We start from the raw sequence: 16,010 nt of genomic DNA on the forward strand, positions 1-16,010 counted from the left end.
TGCCCCTCCCCTGACCCCGTGGTGATGATCAGGCCGAAACAGCCCCTCTCCACCAGGAGGTCGGATGACTCGCACACTGAAGGCATTGGGCGACCGGATGCTCGGCGCCCTCCTGCCCGCCACCACCGCGGACGCCGCGGGCTGCCCCCGCGAGTGCTGGTGCCACCGCTGGCTCGACCACAGCGCGTGGACCTGCACGCGGTCGGACTGCTCGACCTACGTGTCCTGCTACGAGTGCTGCTGACCATCCTCCACACCCCGCCCACGGCCCCTCCGCAGGGGGTCGTGGGCGGACCCACCTGTGAAGGAGCCCCATGCCGTACATAGAGCTGGGCTGCAGGGCCGTACTCTGCTTCGTCTTCCTGGCCGCGCTGGCGGGCAAGGCCACCGGCTGGCGCGCCTTCGTCTCCTCCGTCCCCGGCCTGGCTCCCGGCCTGCCCGCCGCGCCGGTCGCGGTGGCCGTACTGGCCGCCGAGAGCGCCGCCGTGGCGCTGCTCGTCCTCGGCGAGCGTGCCGGATTCGTACTGGCCGCCGTGATGACGGCGGCTTTCGCCGCCGCGATCCTGCAGGCCCTGCGCCGCGGCTCCGCCGCCACCTGCCGGTGCTTCGGCGTCACCGCCGCTCCGCTGGGCCGCGCCCACGTCGTGCGCAACCTGCTGCTGGTCGCGGTCGCGGTCATCGGCTGGGCGACGCCGGGCGGGAGCGTCGAACTCGCCGGGGTGGCGCTGGCGCTGGTCGCCGCCGCGGTGCTCGCCGCCGTGCTCGTGCTCTTCGACGACCTCGCCGACCTTCTCCTGGAGAGGAACCTCTGATGCCGTACGTCATCGCAGCCCTGGTCATCGTGGGCGTCGTGAGCGCGCTCAACCTGGTGCTGACGCTCGCGGTGATCCGCCGGATGCGCCACACCGAGCAGCACGCCGCTCCCGCGGGGCCGCCGCTGCTGCCGCTGGGCTCGACCGTCCCCGACATCCGCGGGATCGGGCGGCCCCTGGTGATCGGCTTCTTCGACACCGAGTGCCACGCCTGCCCCGGGCAACTGCCGCCGTTCCTCCAGCTCGTCGCCGACGCGGGCTACTCGCCCTCGCAGGTGCTCGCCGTCGTGTCCGGCCCCAACGGGGAGGGCTACGCGGACACGCTGCGCGGCAGCGCCACCGTGATCACCGAGCCCGCCAACGGGCCGGTCTGCCTGGCCTTCCCCAACGCCGCCTTCCCCGCCTTCTACCTGCTCGACGACTCCGGCCGGGTCAGGTCGCGCGCGGTCACCGTGGCCGGGCTGGGCGCCCCCGTCACCGCATGACCGACGACGTCTCGCCCGGCGTGCCGCGGCTGGCCGGGAGGGCCGTGACGGTGTGGGGGCTGGCCTGGCAGGCCGCCCCGCTCGCCACCGTCTGCTCGGCGGTCGCCGTGGTCGCCGGTGGCACGATGCCGGTGGCCGCCGCCTGGTGCACGAAGCTGATCCTGGACGGTCTGGCGGGCGGCCGTGCCGTGCTGATGCCCACGATCATGCTCGGTGTGGTGGGGCTGGTCGCCGCGCTGCTGCCGCACCTGACCGAATACACCGACGGGCGGCTGCGCCGCGGCATGGACCTGCTGACCCGCGAGCGCCTGTTCACCTCGGTCAACGCCTTCGTCGGCCTCGGCCCGTTCGAGAACCCCCGCTTCCGCGACCGGCTCAGACTGGCCGAGCAGGCGGGGACGGGCGCGGCCGGCCAGATCCTGTCTCCCAGCCTGGCGCTGGTGCGCGGGCTGGTCACGCTGGCCGGGTTCGTCGCCGCGCTCATGGCGCTGAGCCCGGCCATGACCGCGATCGTCCTGCTGTCCGCGCTGCCGTCGCTGGGGGTGCATCTGTCGCTGAGCAGGAGCAAGGTGCGTCTCGGCTGGGAGCTCAGCCCGGCGATGCGCCGCCAGATCTTCTACGCCGATCTGCTCACCGAGGTCGAGCCGGCCAAGGAGGTGCGGCTGTTCGGGCTCGGCGGGTTCCTGCGCGACCGTCTCCTCGGTGAGATCCGCGCGGTCAACCACCAGGAGCAGGGCCTGGAACGGCGGGCGCTGGCGGGCTACGGGCTGCTGGCCCTGCTCGGCGCGGCGATCGGCGGCGCGGGACTGATCTGGGGGATCGCCGGCGGCCGTCTCGGCGTGGGCGACGTGGCCGTCTTCACCGCCGCCGTCGCCGGGGTGCAGGGCGCGTTGTCCGGCGGGGTCACCCAGCTCGCCCGGCTGCACCAGGCGCTGCTGGTCTTCGGCCACTACCGCGCCGTCGTCTCCGCCGCCCCGGACCTTCCCGTACGGCTCCCGCCCCGCCCGCTGCCCGCGCTCCGCTCGGGGATCGACCTGCGGGACGTCTGGTTCCGCTACGGCGAGGAGCAGCCGTGGGTGTTGCGCGGAGTGGATCTCACCATCCCGTACGGCGCCTGCGTCGCGCTCGTGGGGCTCAACGGCGCCGGCAAGTCGACGCTGGTCAAACTGCTGTGCCGGTTCTACGACCCGTCGCGTGGGGCGGTGCGCTGGGACGGGACGGACCTGCGTGACGCCGACCCCGCCGAACTGCGCTCCCGGCTGACCGCGGTCTTCCAGGACTACGTGGCCTACGACTTCACGGCGGCCGAGAACATCTCGCTCGGCGCGCTGGGGGCCTCGCCCGAGCAGGTCAGGGCGGCGGCGCGGCTGGCGGGTGTGGACACGGCGCTGGAGCGCCTGCCGTACGGGTACGACACGTTGCTGAGCAAACGCTTCCTCGACGCTGCCGAGGCCTCCGGCGTCGTGCTGTCCGGCGGCCAGTGGCAGCGGCTCGCCCTGGCCAGAGCGCTGATCAGGGGCGAACGTGACCTGCTCATCCTGGACGAGCCGAGCGCCGGGCTCGACGCGGAGGCCGAGCACGCCATCCACCAGAGGTTGCGCGAGTATCGGGCCGGGCGTACCAGCCTGCTGATCTCCCACCGGCTGAGCGCGGTCAAGGACGCCGACCTCATCGTGGTGCTGGCCGAGGGCAGAGTCGCCGAGCAGGGCACCCACGCCACGCTCATGGCCTCAGGCGGGGAGTACGCCCGCCTGTTCACCCTCCAGGCCAGCGGTTACGCCGTCGAGGTCCGCTGAAGGCCGCCTGATCACGGTTCGGTATCGGTCGCGGATGGCCGACCCCAGTTCGAGAAGAGAGAATGTCAAGATCAGTTGATCTTGACCGAACGTGGGTGGGCTACGGCCGTTTCGGCGCCTTCCAGGGCGGCTTCCACGCTCTCGACCTGGCGGCGGCCTCGCCCACGCCCCTCATCGCTGATCCCGACCACGGCCTGGGGCGGTCGCGTCCAGTTCGGCCGCCCGGCGCAGGTCCTTGGGGCGGCCGAGGGCGCGGCGCATCCGGTTCAGGTCCTCCCTGGTGACGTAATGGACCTTCAGGCCGCCCGGACCGGCCGCCGCGGCGCCGCGCTCGAAGATCTCCCTGACGTCGAGGTCTCCCCAGGGGAGCGCCGGGGTGCAGCAGTCGCCGCCGGCCTGCGGCGAGGTGAACCGCACCTTGGGGCGGAGCAGGGAGTCCGGGCGGGGGGCCAGCGGCGTGCCGGCCTCGTCGGCGAACCGGGCCCCGACGGAGGCGAACGCGGCCGCCAGGGCGGGGGCGTGGCCCGGGGCGCCGTCCCAGAGCAGGTCCAGGTCGCCGGTCAGCTCGGCGGATCCGTGCAGGATGCCCGCGACCTGCCCGATCACCACGACCCGCACGCCGTGCCGGTGGACGGCTTCGAGCAGCGGGAACGGGTCGAACCCGAGGGCGCCGTCGGTGCCGATCGTGCCCACGTCGTCGTCGGCGTCCTCGTGGCCGAGGCCGGTGGCGGCCCGGCCCCGGGCCAGCTCGCGGGTACGCCGGGCGGCGTCGCGGAGTCGTTCCAGCGGATCAGTGATCATTCGGGCCATGCAACACCGGCCGCGCCCGCGGCGCATCCGAATTACCGCCCCCGATCACCGGCCGCCGTGCCGCGCTTGACCGTCAGGATCCGGGTTCTGTGCGTGCCCGGGTGAGCCCGGAGCCGGTGAGGGCGGCGAGCCGCGCGTCGTCCCAGGTGACGTCCGGGTCGGGTTCGAGGTAGGTGACCGCGAGGCCGGCGGCGGCGAGGCCGAGCAGCGACCAGTCGGCGGCGGCGCTCGCCCCCGTGGGGTTGGCGGGCACGCGCCGGTCGAGCAGGCCGGGCTCGGGCAGCGCCATGAGCACCAGGCCGCGCATCGCCGCGCAGGCCAGCGTCGCGATCAGTGGGAAGCCGCCGCCCGTGCCCGGCCGCGGCCGGTAGCCGAGCGCCGTCGCGACCGCCTCCCAGCCGTGCGCCACCCGCTCCACGAAGCGCTGCTCGGAGCGGGCCAGCGCGGCCTGCACGTCGGCCCGCAGGGCGCCTTCGGACAGGCTCAGGAACGTGGCCTGCAGGGCCAGGTAGGTGCGCCACTCCGCGGAGCCGTGCACCGCCTCGAAGTCGCTGACCGCCGTCACCCGCAGGAGCTCGGTGATCACGTCATGGCGGCCCTCCGGGGTGGCCAGGTCGCCGGCGCGGGCGGCCAGCACCGAGCCCAGCACCTCCCGGGTGGTCTCCAGGGCCGGCGCGGACGCGGGAGCGGCGCCGCCGGCCAGCTCGCGCAGCAGGTCGCCGAAGAACAGGTCCTTGTACGGCCAGCGGCGGTAGACGGCGGCCCTGGACACGCCGGCGTCGCGGATGACGTCCTCGAAGCCGAGGTGGTCCAGCCCCACCGTCAGGCCGTCGCGGTGGACCATGGCGAGGGCGGTGTCGAGCATCCGCCGCCCGGTCTCCTCGTCGGTCAGCCGGCGGCGGCGACGGGCGGGGCCGGCGGGCATCGACGGGCCGGGCTCCGGCGGGTAACTTTGAGGCATGAGACATGATATCTCAAGTTCTGTCCGGCACGTCTGGATGTTCGTCGTGCTGGTGTTCCTGCTCACCGTCCCGTTCGCGGTCGCGGGCTGGGTGGCCGGCGCGCAGATCGTGCCGGGCGTGCCGTTGACCGGGCTCGCCGTCGTCTGCCCGGCCGTCGCCGCGTTCGCCCTCACCTTCCACGCGAGCGGGACGGCCGGGGTGCGGGCGCTCGCCCGGCGGGCCTTCGACGCCGGCCGGGTCCGCAGGAAGGCGTGGTTCGTGCCGGCGCTGCTGCTGTATCCGGCCTTGGTGGCCCTGTCGTACGCGCTGCTGCGGACGACCGGCGCCACCCTGCCGGACGCCCGCGTCTCCGTGGCCTCGGCGGCGCTGCTGGCCGCGGCCCTGTTCGCGGGCGCGCTGTGCGAGGAGCTGGGCTGGTCGGGCTACGCCACCGAGCCCTTACGCGCCCGCTGGGGCTCGCTGGGGGCGGGCCTCATCCTGGGGGCGGTCTGGTCGGTCTGGCACTGGACGGCGTTGCTCCAGGTGGGCCGGCCGGTGTCCTGGATCGCCTGGTGGACGCTGGGCACCGTAGCCATCCGCGTGATCATGGCGTGGCTGTACGGCCACATGGGCGGGAGCGTTCTGGCCATGACCCTGTTCCACATGTCGGTCAACCTGTCGTGGCAGCTGTTCCCGGTGGCCGGGTCACACTTCCCCGTGGCGCTGGTGGCCGTGCTGACAGCGGGCATGGCCGTGATCGTCGTCGCCGGCGGGCGCGTCCGGGCGCGGAGCCCCGAGGGCGCGCGCTCCTGACGGCCGTGACCTGGACGTTTACCTGGCGAGGCGGTGCGGGTAGGTCCGTCAGCGCGAGCGTCCGCGACCGTACGACTCGGCTGTCGCCGCGGCGAGGGGGAGCTGATGCATGCGAAGGAAGGCGTCACGGGCGGCCTGCGCAGCCAGGCGTGGTGGGACAACGCCGGCAATCCGGAGATGACCGCCCTCTACCTCGAACGCTATCTCAACTTCGGCCTGACTCCGGCGGAGCTGCAGTCCGGCCGGCCGATCATCGGCATCGCCCAGACGGGCAGCGACCTCGTGCCCTGCAACCGGCACCACCTCGCCCTGGCCGACCGGGTCAGGGACGGCGTCCGCGACGGCGGCGGCATCCCGCTGGACTTCCCGTCCACCCGTTGCAGGAGACCGGCAAACGCCCGACCGCCGCGCTGGACCGCAACTTCGCCTACCTGGGCCGGGTCGAGCCGTACGACCTGCACACCGACCTCGGCGAGCGCAGGGACCTGTCGTCCGACCGGCCGGAGCTGGCCGGCGAGCTGATGGAGCTGCTCGACCGGTCGATCGGCCCCGACCCGCGCCGCCCGTACGGGTTGAGGATGACCTCCTCCGGCGACCGGGTCACCGGGTCGGCGTCCTTCCGCGCGGGCGGCGGGCGGCTCACGTTCCGCCGTGCTTATGACCGCCGGCGCGGTCTCGTGTGAGCGGGTGACTGCCCTCGCCGGGCTTGTCGTGGCCGCCTGACGGCCCGCTTGGCCGGTGGGCGGACGGTGTCGGGTCACGACGGCCGGAGGAGCCTGTCGCTGGTGACGGCGGTCAGGATCGTGAGGAAGGCGTTGCTGAGGGAGTCGAGGGTGGTGCGCGCGTACGCGGTGAGCTCCCGGGTGATCGGGGGCGCGGGCCGCAGCGTGTAGCCCTCGTACCATCGCGGCACGATGTTGGCCGGGATGAGGGCGGGCCCGAGGCCCGCGGCGGCCAGAACGGGCGCGGAGGCCGTCTGCTCGGTGCGGACCGCGATCTCCGGCTGGAAACCGGCGTTCGAACAGGCGCGGTCGAGAACCTCCGCCAGTCCGTTGCCGGGCGCGTAGTGCACCCAGCGGCGGCCGGAGAGCGCGGCCAGGTCCACCTCCGTCGCCTGCCGGGCGGCCAGAGGGTCGTCCCGCGAGACCGCGATGACGAACTCCTCGACGCCGAGCGGCTGTACGGGCCCCGGCCAGGACTCCCGTCGCGGGCCGATGGCGAGGTCGGCCTGCCCGCTCGCCATCGCCTGCGCGAGTTCGTCGGAATGCCGATGCTCGAACAGCCGCATGTCCACCCCGGGATGGTGGCGGCTCCACAACCGCAGCGCCTCGGGGAGCAGGCCGAGGCTGACGGAGTAGACGGTCGCCAGGCGCAGCTCCCCGGCGATCAGGCCGGTCGCCCGCCGGACGGCGGACACCACGTCGGCCGTCTCCGCCAGGGCCGCTCTCGCGTGGGGCAGCATGGCCCGCCCGGCCGGCGTCAGGTGGACGCCGCGTGGTGACCGTTCGAGCAGGACAGCGCCGACCGCCCGCTCCAGCGCCTGCACCTGATGCGACAGAGCCGGCTGCGTGACGTGCAGGATCTCCGCCGCGCGGGTGAAGGAGCCCTGCTCGACGACGGTGATGACGTACTGGAGCTGCCGCAGGCTGACCATGCACAGAATCTATCGCGATCATCAAAGCTATGAGTTGGACTTATGATGTCGCGAGCCCCAAAACTGTCCGAGAGGCAGAACACGCCGGCATCGGCCGGCAGCGAGCACCTAGGGGTGACAGGCAGTGGCATATCTCGACGACCTTCCTCTGGCGGGCACGATCGTGGCGAGGGACTACGCCGGCTGGAGCGCGGAGTTGCGAGCCGAGCTGGCCGCCAACGCCTACAACGGGCACGTCGGCGGGCTCCTGCTGCACAAGTCGGACCAGGTGCGGGTCTGGCAGATCCGGCTCGCCCCCGGCGAGCGGCTGCCCATGCACCGCCACGTGCTCGACTACCTCTGGACCGCGCTGACCGACGGCCACAGCCGGCAGCACACGCACGACGGGACCACCCGGGAGGTCTCCTACCAGCGCGGCGAGACCCGCGAGTACCGCTTCGGCGCGGGCGAGTACCTGCTGCACGACCTGGAGAACATCGGCCACGCGGAGCTGGCGTTCGTGACGGTCGAGCAGGTGCGCAGCGCCAACCCACCTCTGCCCCTGCTGGTCTGAAGATCCTTGGAAAGGTTCGGCGACATGGTGGTCAAGGACACAGCCACTCCGGGCCGCACCCGATCGGGCAGGGCGCTGACGCCCCGCCAGGTCGGGTTCGCGGCCATGATCGGCAACGCGATCGAGCTCTACGACTTCATCCTCTACTCCTTCATCGCGGCCACCGTGTTCGGCCCGCTGTTCTTCCCCGGTTTCGAGCCGTGGCTCGGCACCCTGGCCGCGCTCTCGGGGCACGCGGTGGCGTTCTTCGTCAGGCCCCTCGGCGCGGTCGTGTTCGGCCGCATGGGCGACCGGTACGGCCGGCGGCCCACCCTGCTCGCCTCCCTGGTCCTCATGGGGGTGGCCACGGTCGGCATCGGGATGCTGCCGACGTACGCGGCCGTCGGCGTCGCCGCGCCCGTCGTCCTGGTGCTCCTGCGCCTGCTGCAGGGGCTCGCCGTGGGAGGTGAGTACCCGGGCGCCGTCGTCGTGGCCGTCGAGCACGCGCCGCGCAACCTGGCGACCTTCTACGGAGCCCTGCCCCAGATCGGCAACATGATCGGCATCCTCATGGCCGGCGCGTCGATGCTCGCGGTCAATATGGCGGTCGGCACACAGACGTGGCTGTCGTGGGGCTGGCGGATCCCGTTCCTGCTCAGCGGGGTGCTCGTGGTCTTCGGCGTGGTCCTTCGCGCCCGGCTGGCGGAGACTCCCGAGTTCGTCGCGGCGTCGGCCAGGGTCGAGGCGCAGCGCGGCGCCCCGGGGAGTCTGGCGACGCTGCTGAGGGTGGCCCGCCGGCCGCTCGTGGTGTGCGTGCTGATCTGGATCGGTCCGGTGACCTTCGGCTACGCGTTCCTGACGAGCCTGCTCGCCTACGTCAACAAGTACCAGCCGGGACTGTCGGCCACCGACGTCCAGATCGGCCTGGTGCTGACCGCGTCGGTGCTCGTCGCGGTGGTGGCCCTCAGCGGACGCCACGGCGACGGGTGGGGGCGCAGGCGGGTCGTGATCGTCTCGGGGCTCATGACGATCGGCTGGGCCGTGCCCGCCTACCTGCTGATCGGCACCGCCGCGCCCCTCGCCCTGTGGCTGGCCATGATGATCGGCGCGATCTCGTACGGCATCTTCGGAGGCGTCGTCCCCGCGATGATGTCGCAGATGTTCCCGGTCGAGGTGCGCTACCTCGGGGTCGCGGTCGCGATCGCGGCGAGCGCGCTCGTCGGCGGAGCCCTCCTGCCCCTTCCCACGCTGGCCGCGGTCGGCGCGTACGGAGGGTCGCCGGTGCCGCTGATGGTGATGATGGGCCTGTCCGGGCTCGCCACCACGGTGGGCGGCCTCCTCCTGCCCCGAGAGCGCTGAGGACCGACGATGCCCGCAGACCCGCAGGCGGGGGCTCTCCTCGCCGGCGGCCCGACGGTGGCCGCCGTCCGCGCCGCCACCCGCGCCTACGCCGACCTGCACGGCGAGGTCGTCCCGGTCGCCCGCGTACGGGACCTTCACCTTCCCGGCCCGGCCTCCGCGCCGGCCGCCCGCCTCCACTACCCCGCGGGCGAGCCGCCCTTTCCCTGCCTCGTCCACTTCCACGGCGGCGGCTGGGTGAGCGGCGACCTGGACACCTACGACGCGCCGTCCCGGCGGCTGGCGAACGCCACGGGGTGCGTGGTCGTCACCGTGGACTACCGCAAGGCCCCCGAGCACAAGTTCCCGGCGCCCCTGGACGACTGCCACGCGGCCGTGTCCTGGATCGCCGCCCACGCCGCCGAGCTGGACATAGACGCCGGCCGGATCGGGGTGTCCGGCGACAGCGCCGGCGGCAACCTGGCCGCCGCGACCTGCCTGAGGGCACGTGACACCGGCGGGCCCGCCATCAGGTTCCAGGTGCTGATCTACCCGGCCACGGACGCCGCCTGCGCCACCTCCTCCTACGACAGGTACGCCGAGGGGTACGGGCTCGAACGCCGCACGATGCGGTGGAACTGGGAGCAGTACCTGGCGCACCCGGACGACGGGGACCACCCCTACGCGTCACCGCTGCGGGCCGAGCTCGGCGGCCTGCCGCCCGCGCTCGTGGTGAGCGCGGAACACGACCCGCTCCGCGACGACGGCGAACTCTACGCCCAGCGCCTCGCGGCGGCGGGAACACCGGTCAAGCTGACCCGCTACGCCGGGAAGACCCATGCCTTCTACCTCAGGGAAGCGGCTCCCGGCCACAACGCGGAGCTCTACGAGGAGATCGGCCGCGAGACCCGGGCGTACCTCGCCCGGAGGAACCGAGGCCTGCCCGCCCCGGGCAGCGCCGTGATCGATGAAACGGAATAAATCATGAGCACCGCTCAGCAGAAGGTCGCCCTTGTCGTCGGCGCCCAGGGGGTGATCGGCCGCAATCTGGTCGAACATCTCGACGCCCTCGGCGACTGGGAGGTGATCGGGCTCTCACGCCGCGGCGGGGAGGCCACCTCCAGAGTCCGCCACCTCTCGGTCGACCTCCTCGACCGCGACGACTGCGCCAAGAAGCTCGGAGAACTGACCGAGGTCACCCACATCTTCTACGCCGCCTACCAGGACCGGCCGACCTGGGCCGAACTCGTGCCGCCCAACCTGGCCATGCTGGTCAACGTGGTCGACGCGATCGAGCCGGTCGCGCCCGGCCTGACCCACGTCAGCCTCATGCAGGGCTACAAGGTGTACGGAGCCCACCTCGGGCCCTTCAAGACACCGGCCCGCGAGTCCGACCCCCACCACATGCCGCCGGAGTTCAACGTCGACCAGCAGGCGTTCCTGGAACGACGACAGCAGGGCGCGAGCTGGACCTGGACGGCCCTCCGCCCGTCGGTGGTGTGCGGCTTCGCACTCGGCAACCCGATGAACCTGGCCATGGTGATCGCCGTCTACGGGGCCATCTGCAAGGAACTCGGCCTGCCCATGCGTTTCCCGGGCAAGCCGGGCGCCTACGACAGGCTGCTGGAGATGACCGACGCGGGCCTGCTGGCCAAGGCCACCGTGTGGGCCGCGACGGACCCGCGCTGCGCCAACCAGGCGTTCAACATCAACAACGGCGACCTCTTCCGCTGGAACGAGATGTGGCCGAAGATCGCCCGCTTCTTCGACCTGGACGTGGCCGACCCGCTGCCCATGTCGCTCGAGGTCGTCATGGCCGACAAGGAACCGCTCTGGCGGGAGATGACGCAGAAGCACGGCCTGGAGCCGCACTCCTACGCGGAAGTGTCGTCATGGCGGTTCGGCGACGCCGTCTTCGCCTGGGACTACGACGTGATCGCCGACGGCTCCAAGGCACGCCGCTTCGGCTTCCACGAGTTCGTCGACACCGAGCAGATGTTCCTCGACATCCTCGCGGACCTGCGTGAGCGCAGGATCATCCCCTGAGATGGGCCGCGGGCTACCGGCGTGACCGCGCGAGCTACATGCGGGTCCGCGCGTACGTCCGCAGGGCGTCGCGGACGAGCCTCGCCCCCGCCGCGTCGTCGTACATGCCGGCGAAGCGGGGGTCGTCCACGTACATGTCCCCCAGGCACTCCACCATCTCGATCGAGCGCTCCCGGTCGCCCTCGGCCGTGGGGGTGCCCGGGATCCTGCTCAGCCAGCGGACGTGCCGGGCGGCCAGCGACTGGGCGTGTTCGGACGTGGAGTCGTTGCTCACCTGGTACGCCCGCTCGCCCCAGCGTGAGACCACCTCGTCCCGGTAGCGGTCGTTGAACCCGGCCAGCAGGACGTCCATCCGCGGTTCGGCCCCCTCCCGCAGGGCCTCGAGGGTCTGGCGCACCGACCGGATCTGCCGTTCGACGCGGTCACGTTCCTCCTCCAGCGCGGCGAGGTGGGCGCGGAGCCCGTCGCGGACGTCCGTCTCGTCGGCAAGGACGCCGGCGATGGCCGGCAGGCCCATGCCGAGCCGGCGCATGAGCAGGATCCGCTGGAGCCGGACGACCGCGGCGGCGTCGTAGTGGCGGTGGCCGTTCGCGCCGACCCGGGACGGGGCCAGGAGCCCGACGCGGTCGTAGTGGCGCAGGGTGCGGCTGGTGACGCCGGCCCGCGCCGCGAGTTCCTGGATCGTCCACTCCACCGTTCGAGTGTCACCTGTGGCGGAGCGTGGCGGCGATGACCTCGGCGCTGTCGGCACGCAGGGCCTGCGCCGCCGTCTGCCCGGTCGCCGCCAGGTAGGTGTCGGCCAGCCGGTTGCCCGCGGCGTACCCGGCGCCCATCGGCAGTCCCACCGGGGGGACAGACCAATTAAGCCGGAACGGGCTAATAGGGCTGGTCACCGGTATCTCGCATGCCTCGGCGGCCAGAGAGATTTGGATTGGACCCGACGTTAACGCGTTCCCCTGGTCAGCAGAGCCCTTTTTGCTCACCGTCGCGAACGTGATTAACGCCGGTTCCCGTTTCTTCGCACAAGGGGCGAGCCGAAGCCGAGTCAGTCCGGCAGGCAAGGCTTCAGCTGTCCGTTCTACCGGTCTCAACATTGGGCCCTCTAGATGATTGACCTCGATTCTTCAGTGGGCTGTGCTGTGTGAGCGGCTCCGCAGTTTGCCCGTAATGTCCCCGGTGCGGTTGGGGCGGGCCGTCGCATGACGCTGCGGGGGCGCCGGGTTCCACGTGCCCGGGCGGGGGCTCCTTCCTTGATCGTTGCGGTGGGGTCCGGCTCTCAGGTGAGAGCGGGTAGGTCGATGAGGCGCTGCCAGGCCAGGGCGAAGGTTTGGGCCCAGGGCCAGGTGCGTTCGATGCGCAGGTGGCGGCGGCGGGCGTGGGCGGCCAGGCGGGCGGGCAGGTGGTAGAGCCGGTAGCGCATGGTGTTGGGTTCGGCATGTTCCAGGTCGTCCTGGTCATGCAGGGTCAGCAGGCGTAGCCAGCAGTCCAGGTCCTGGCCGAGGTTGGCGGCGAGCACCCAGCCGGCGTTGACGGTCCAGTTCTTGCTGGGCAGGTTACGCAGGCCCATCGCCTTGCCGGCGCGGACCCGGTCTTCGACGACGGCGTGGGCGCGGGCCAGGGCGTCCAGCCATTGCGGGTGGTGGGAGCCGGCGATGCCCCACATGCGGCCGATGTTGGTGACGACGATGGAGTACTTCCAGCCGGTCCGCATCTCCAAGGCGGTGAGGTTCTTGCGGTGCCGGGCTGAGGGGCGGACCCGGCGCACCAGCAGTCGCATGCCGTCCGGCCAGCCGGTGCGCTGGTTGAGTCCGGTGAGTTCGGCGACGTGGTAGCCGGGTTGAAGGTCACCATTCTGGTCGAGAGAGTCGGTCCAGGCGGTGGCGGGTAGCCGGGCGATCGCTTGCTCATCGAGGTCGGTGATGGTCCAGCCGACCAGGTAACGCACCGTGCGGCGGGCGGTGTTCAGTTTCTCCAGGTGGGCGAGCAGGTCGTGGGTGGCGCCCGCGCCGTCCACCCGTACCAGGATCTTGGCCTGGCAGGAGTTCGGGATCTGGGCCAGCGCGTCGCGCAGCACCCGTAGGTGGTCGGCGACGGTGTTGCTGCCGGCGTTGCCGGGGCGTAGCAGTATGGCCAGCGCTTCCTGGGTGTTGGCGCACCAGCAGGCCAGCGGGTGAAAGCCATAGGTTTTCTTGAACGTGACCGCTGCGCCGATCTTGTCGGAGGCGGAGGTGATGATGGTGGCGTCGATGTCGATGACGATCCAGCCGCGTAGCCGTTTGCCGGCCACGGTGAGCCAGGGGAAGCCGCCCGGGCGCAGGTGCAGCAGTTGCCAGACGTGCCGGCGTACCCTGGCCCGCATCTTGGCGATGCGGGCGAGCATCGGCTCGTCCAGGCCGGCGAGTGTGCGGTGAATGGTGGAGTCCGACGGCGCTGCGCCGAACAACACGGCGTGGTGGGCTTGCAGTCGTTCGGCCTCCAGCAGGCTCCGGGCGCCGCACGTGATCGCTGCGGCCAGGGTGACCAGGACATGAGCCCGGTCGCGCCAGGTCGCGCTTTGCCCGCCCGGCCACAGTCCGCCAAGCGCTGCGGTCAGCCCCACCCGATCAGCGAGCTTGTGCAGCAGGACCGCGCCCGCGTGACCCACCAGCCCTTTTCCATCGGCTGTGACAGACAACCGACGATCCCACCCGATACGCTCACTCACCAGAAAGGTGCACCTGCTTCTGCAGCGGATATGGCTTCGACACCCGAATCCTTGCAGTTCAGGGGCACCTTTTCTCATGTTCTAGAGCACAGCTACCGCCCCGGTTGAATAGCCGAGGTTGATGCCAAGGCGTAGCTGCGGAGATAGGGCGAGGGTGCCCAAGCTCGATGTGTGACGAAAGGGTTAGACACCCTCGCAACCGCACTGTACGTGCGGATCGATGATGTGTTGAAGGCCCAGCCACAACTGGCTCCGTGGCGGCCGAAGGTCGGCATCGCGCCGACGCTCAGCGACGCCGAGCTGGTGACCCTGGCGGTGCTGTCGGCGCTGCTGGGCTTCACCTCCGAGCGCCGCTGGCTGCGGCACGCTCGCACCCAGTTGAGCGCGATGTTCCCGCATCTGCCTGGCCAGCCGGGCTACAACCGGCGGCTGCACAACGCCTGCGGCCTGGTCAGGCACATGATCCGGATACTGGCCGCCGACACTTCGCTGTGGAGTGACGACGTCTGGGTAGCCGACTCCACGCCGATCGAATGCGGACGCTCACGGGAGACGGCGCGGCGCTCGGCGCTGGCCGGGTGGGCGGAGTACGGCTACTGCGCCTCCCACTCCCGGTACTTCTGGGGCTTCGGCTGCACCTGCTGTACACGCCGGGCGGACTGCCGGTGCTGTACGCCCTCAGCGGCGCCAAGGCCGATGAGCGCGAGGTACTGCTCGGCATGCTGCAGGCCGCACCCGACGTCCTGGCCGCTCATCCGGGACAGACGATCATCGCTGATCGGCACTACTACGGCCGCGTCTTCGAAGCCGAGCTCACCGAGCGTGAGCTGCAGCTGCTGCGTCCGGCCCGTCAGAGCGAACCCGAGCGGCCCGGCGCAGCACTGTTCAAGCCACTGCGCCAGACCATCGAGTCGATCAACCAGACCCTCAAGAGCCAGCTGGACCTGGAACGCCACGGCGGCCGCACCCACGCCGGCGTCATCATCCGCGTACTGACCCCGCATCCTCGCGCTGACCAGCGTGATCTGGCACAACGACAAGACCGGCCAGCCGATCAAGCGGTCTCTGATCGCCTACGACCACTAACCGTAGCCAGACCCCTTGGCATCAATCATCTAGCCGAGGGCGTAGTCGACTCCTGCTCCGCTTTCACCGCCTTGCCAACGCCGCTGCCGCCTGGTCCGCTACTTCCGGATGAGAGTCCTGGGCCAGGATCTCCAGAATGCCGACGGGTGTGGTTGGCCAGGTAGCAAGCCACCACCTGACATTGATCGATCGATCGTTGGCCAGCAAACGGAGATCTTCCTCTGCCAGTTCCACGAACTTCAAGAGATTCGCCCGTACCAGCGCAGCCGGATCACGTGCCAGGGCGTGCCGTTGCTCGGGCGTCGTTCTGGGATTCTGCGCCGCGCCGGCGCGGATTTTGGGGTCTGTGTGCGCGGCTAGCGCGGTGAGCACATCGGGAAGGGTGGTGTGGGCCGCTAGGCTCTCCTTGACCTCACGTGAGTCGTCGTCCATGAGAACGTGGGCGATTTCTGGCTCAAGCTCGGCGGACTCGGCTAGGAGCCGACGGAGCGTGCTGTCTCGGGATGCGATTATCGCCCTTCTCACGCTGATGTCAGCGTGAGGGTGGGGCGGTATCGCCCAGCGGACGGATGGATGGGGATCGTTGACGAGCTCGCGGAGGATGTCAGGCGAGCAGTGTGGGTTGGCAACGACGGCTTGGCGTGTTTTCAGGTCGGGGTCGCCGCGTAGGGTTCTGAGCAGGTCGGTAGCCTGTGGGCTGTCCCACGCGGCGACAGTTCGCCGCACGGCAGGGGCTTCATCGGCAGCCAGAAATTCAAGGATGTCCCGGCTGACCTCAGGGGACTGCGCCGCGGTAAGGCGGGACTTCATTCGCTTGTCCCTGGCGAGCTTCCACAACATTTCCGTGTGAGCGCGGTCGCCGCTGCCCGGATCCATCTCTACTTCTGCCTTTGCTTGGGGTGAGTTTACGGGGGACTGCTCGCGGGCCTCGGCGCGGGAATCCGCTCCGAGGCCCCGTGGCTTCTGGCTTTCCAGGGTCAGATGCTACCTGGG

At 71.3% G+C, this 16,010-nt stretch carries 17 protein-coding genes and 2 pseudogenes; 12 read left to right on the forward strand and 7 right to left on the reverse strand.

Annotated features, from left to right (window positions below; translation table 11 throughout):
• Positions 1-64 precede the first annotated feature (64 nt).
• The 4 genes from Nocox_RS22370 (at position 65) to Nocox_RS22385 (ending at position 3,093) form a co-directional block, all read left to right on the forward strand.
• Positions 65-244, forward strand: a complete 180-nt coding sequence (locus Nocox_RS22370) for a hypothetical protein (protein WP_157383330.1) — start codon at positions 65-67, stop codon at positions 242-244.
• 70 nt (positions 245-314) lie between these two features.
• On the forward strand, positions 315-812 hold the full coding sequence (locus Nocox_RS22375) for a MauE/DoxX family redox-associated membrane protein (RefSeq protein ID WP_020545844.1): 498 nt from the start codon (positions 315-317) through the stop codon (positions 810-812).
• Positions 812-1,297 carry a thioredoxin domain-containing protein gene (locus Nocox_RS22380; RefSeq protein WP_020545843.1) on the forward strand — a complete coding sequence of 162 codons (486 nt, stop codon included), beginning with the start codon at positions 812-814 and terminating at the stop codon, positions 1,295-1,297. The genes Nocox_RS22375 and Nocox_RS22380 overlap by 1 nt, the downstream gene beginning before the upstream one ends.
• Complete coding sequence (locus tag Nocox_RS22385; RefSeq protein ID WP_020545842.1) at positions 1,294-3,093, forward strand: ABC transporter ATP-binding protein; 1,800 nt, start codon at positions 1,294-1,296, stop codon at positions 3,091-3,093. The genes Nocox_RS22380 and Nocox_RS22385 overlap by 4 nt, the downstream gene beginning before the upstream one ends.
• Before the next feature lie 171 nt (positions 3,094-3,264).
• On the opposite strand, the gene Nocox_RS22390 is transcribed toward Nocox_RS22385, so the two are convergent.
• The gene (locus Nocox_RS22390) at positions 3,265-3,894 is read right to left on the reverse strand and encodes a hypothetical protein (protein ID WP_020545841.1); all 630 of its coding nucleotides are present in this window, start codon (positions 3,892-3,894) and stop codon (positions 3,265-3,267) included.
• An 82-nt stretch (positions 3,895-3,976) separates the two neighbouring features.
• A complete protein-coding gene (locus Nocox_RS22395; RefSeq protein ID WP_157383329.1) occupies positions 3,977-4,864 on the reverse strand; it encodes a TetR/AcrR family transcriptional regulator in 888 nt (295 codons plus the stop codon).
• Between Nocox_RS22395 and Nocox_RS22400 the strand changes: the two genes are divergently transcribed.
• The 3 genes and pseudogenes from Nocox_RS22400 (at position 4,863) to Nocox_RS43725 (ending at position 6,340) form a co-directional block, all read left to right on the forward strand.
• Positions 4,863-5,657, forward strand: a complete 795-nt coding sequence (locus Nocox_RS22400) for a CPBP family glutamic-type intramembrane protease (protein WP_157383328.1) — start codon at positions 4,863-4,865, stop codon at positions 5,655-5,657. The genes Nocox_RS22395 and Nocox_RS22400 overlap by 2 nt on opposite strands.
• Positions 5,658-5,834: 177 nt before the next feature.
• Positions 5,835-5,972: pseudogene (locus tag Nocox_RS44190) on the forward strand (hypothetical protein); the annotation flags it as partial.
• A gap of 62 nt (positions 5,973-6,034) precedes the next feature.
• A complete protein-coding gene (locus Nocox_RS43725; protein WP_020545838.1) occupies positions 6,035-6,340 on the forward strand; it encodes a hypothetical protein in 306 nt (101 codons plus the stop codon).
• Between the two features lie 74 nt (positions 6,341-6,414).
• On the opposite strand, the gene Nocox_RS22415 is transcribed toward Nocox_RS43725, so the two are convergent.
• Positions 6,415-7,311 carry a LysR family transcriptional regulator gene (locus tag Nocox_RS22415; RefSeq protein ID WP_020545837.1) on the reverse strand — a complete coding sequence of 299 codons (897 nt, stop codon included), beginning with the start codon at positions 7,309-7,311 and terminating at the stop codon, positions 6,415-6,417.
• Positions 7,312-7,435: 124 nt separating this feature from the next.
• Here Nocox_RS22415 and Nocox_RS22420 point away from each other — a divergent pair, with 124 nt between their 5' ends.
• The 4 genes from Nocox_RS22420 to Nocox_RS22435 are packed head-to-tail and all read left to right on the forward strand — an operon-like array spanning position 7,436 to position 11,227.
• Positions 7,436-7,864, forward strand: a complete 429-nt coding sequence (locus tag Nocox_RS22420; protein WP_020545836.1) for a cupin domain-containing protein — start codon at positions 7,436-7,438, stop codon at positions 7,862-7,864.
• 24 nt (positions 7,865-7,888) lie between these two features.
• The gene (locus Nocox_RS22425; RefSeq protein ID WP_020545835.1) at positions 7,889-9,202 is read left to right on the forward strand and encodes an MFS transporter; all 1,314 of its coding nucleotides are present in this window, start codon (positions 7,889-7,891) and stop codon (positions 9,200-9,202) included.
• A 9-nt stretch (positions 9,203-9,211) separates the two neighbouring features.
• A complete protein-coding gene (locus tag Nocox_RS22430; protein ID WP_020545834.1) occupies positions 9,212-10,162 on the forward strand; it encodes an alpha/beta hydrolase in 951 nt (316 codons plus the stop codon).
• A gap of 3 nt (positions 10,163-10,165) precedes the next feature.
• Positions 10,166-11,227 carry an SDR family oxidoreductase gene (locus tag Nocox_RS22435; RefSeq protein ID WP_020545833.1) on the forward strand — a complete coding sequence of 354 codons (1,062 nt, stop codon included), beginning with the start codon at positions 10,166-10,168 and terminating at the stop codon, positions 11,225-11,227.
• Between the two features lie 34 nt (positions 11,228-11,261).
• Here Nocox_RS22435 and Nocox_RS22440 read toward each other — a convergent pair whose 3' ends face one another.
• The 3 genes from Nocox_RS22440 to Nocox_RS22450 form a co-directional block, all read right to left on the reverse strand.
• Positions 11,262-11,921, reverse strand: coding sequence for a MerR family transcriptional regulator (locus Nocox_RS22440; protein WP_020545832.1), 660 nt, complete (start codon positions 11,919-11,921; stop codon positions 11,262-11,264).
• 10 nt (positions 11,922-11,931) lie between these two features.
• Positions 11,932-12,060, reverse strand: coding sequence for a hypothetical protein (locus Nocox_RS43730; protein ID WP_020545831.1), 129 nt, complete (start codon positions 12,058-12,060; stop codon positions 11,932-11,934).
• A 443-nt stretch (positions 12,061-12,503) separates the two neighbouring features.
• Positions 12,504-13,871 (reverse strand): IS1380 family transposase, encoded by a 1,368-nt coding sequence (locus Nocox_RS22450; protein ID WP_020545830.1) that lies wholly within the window; start codon positions 13,869-13,871, stop codon positions 12,504-12,506.
• A 231-nt stretch (positions 13,872-14,102) separates the two neighbouring features.
• On the opposite strand from Nocox_RS22450, the pseudogene Nocox_RS44195 reads away from it, so the two are divergent.
• Positions 14,103-15,017 (forward strand): annotated as a pseudogene (locus Nocox_RS44195) (IS982 family transposase).
• Between the two features lie 63 nt (positions 15,018-15,080).
• Here the strand turns inward: Nocox_RS44195 and Nocox_RS22460 are convergent.
• Positions 15,081-15,893: a hypothetical protein gene (locus Nocox_RS22460; RefSeq protein ID WP_157383327.1), complete on the reverse strand. Its 813-nt coding sequence runs from the start codon at positions 15,891-15,893 to the stop codon at positions 15,081-15,083.
• Positions 15,894-16,010 lie beyond the last annotated feature (117 nt).

This window comes from Nonomuraea coxensis DSM 45129, assembly GCF_019397265.1.
In the GTDB taxonomy this organism is placed as follows: Bacteria; Actinomycetota; Actinomycetes; order Streptosporangiales; family Streptosporangiaceae; genus Nonomuraea; species Nonomuraea coxensis.

Bases quoted from the DNA above. Each gene is read 5' to 3' on its own strand.
- Nocox_RS22370 (WP_157383330.1), top strand. From the start codon at position 65: ATGACTCGCACACTGAAGGCATTGGGCGACCGGATGCTCGGCGCCCTC.
- Nocox_RS22375 (WP_020545844.1), top strand. From the start codon at position 315: ATGCCGTACATAGAGCTGGGCTGCAGGGCCGTACTCTGCTTCGTCTTC.
- Nocox_RS22380 (WP_020545843.1), top strand. From the start codon at position 812: ATGCCGTACGTCATCGCAGCCCTGGTCATCGTGGGCGTCGTGAGCGCG.
- Nocox_RS22385 (WP_020545842.1), top strand. From the start codon at position 1,294: ATGACCGACGACGTCTCGCCCGGCGTGCCGCGGCTGGCCGGGAGGGCC.
- Nocox_RS22390 (WP_020545841.1), bottom strand. From the start codon at position 3,894: ATGATCACTGATCCGCTGGAACGACTCCGCGACGCCGCCCGGCGTACC.
- Nocox_RS22400 (WP_157383328.1), top strand. From the start codon at position 4,863: ATGAGACATGATATCTCAAGTTCTGTCCGGCACGTCTGGATGTTCGTC.
- Nocox_RS22395 (WP_157383329.1), bottom strand. From the start codon at position 4,864: ATGCCTCAAAGTTACCCGCCGGAGCCCGGCCCGTCGATGCCCGCCGGC.
- Nocox_RS22415 (WP_020545837.1), bottom strand. From the start codon at position 7,311: ATGGTCAGCCTGCGGCAGCTCCAGTACGTCATCACCGTCGTCGAGCAG.
- Nocox_RS22425 (WP_020545835.1), top strand. From the start codon at position 7,889: ATGGTGGTCAAGGACACAGCCACTCCGGGCCGCACCCGATCGGGCAGG.
- Nocox_RS22430 (WP_020545834.1), top strand. From the start codon at position 9,212: ATGCCCGCAGACCCGCAGGCGGGGGCTCTCCTCGCCGGCGGCCCGACG.
- Nocox_RS22435 (WP_020545833.1), top strand. From the start codon at position 10,166: ATGAGCACCGCTCAGCAGAAGGTCGCCCTTGTCGTCGGCGCCCAGGGG.
- Nocox_RS43730 (WP_020545831.1), bottom strand. From the start codon at position 12,060: ATGGGCGCCGGGTACGCCGCGGGCAACCGGCTGGCCGACACCTACCTG.
- Nocox_RS22460 (WP_157383327.1), bottom strand. From the start codon at position 15,893: ATGGATCCGGGCAGCGGCGACCGCGCTCACACGGAAATGTTGTGGAAG.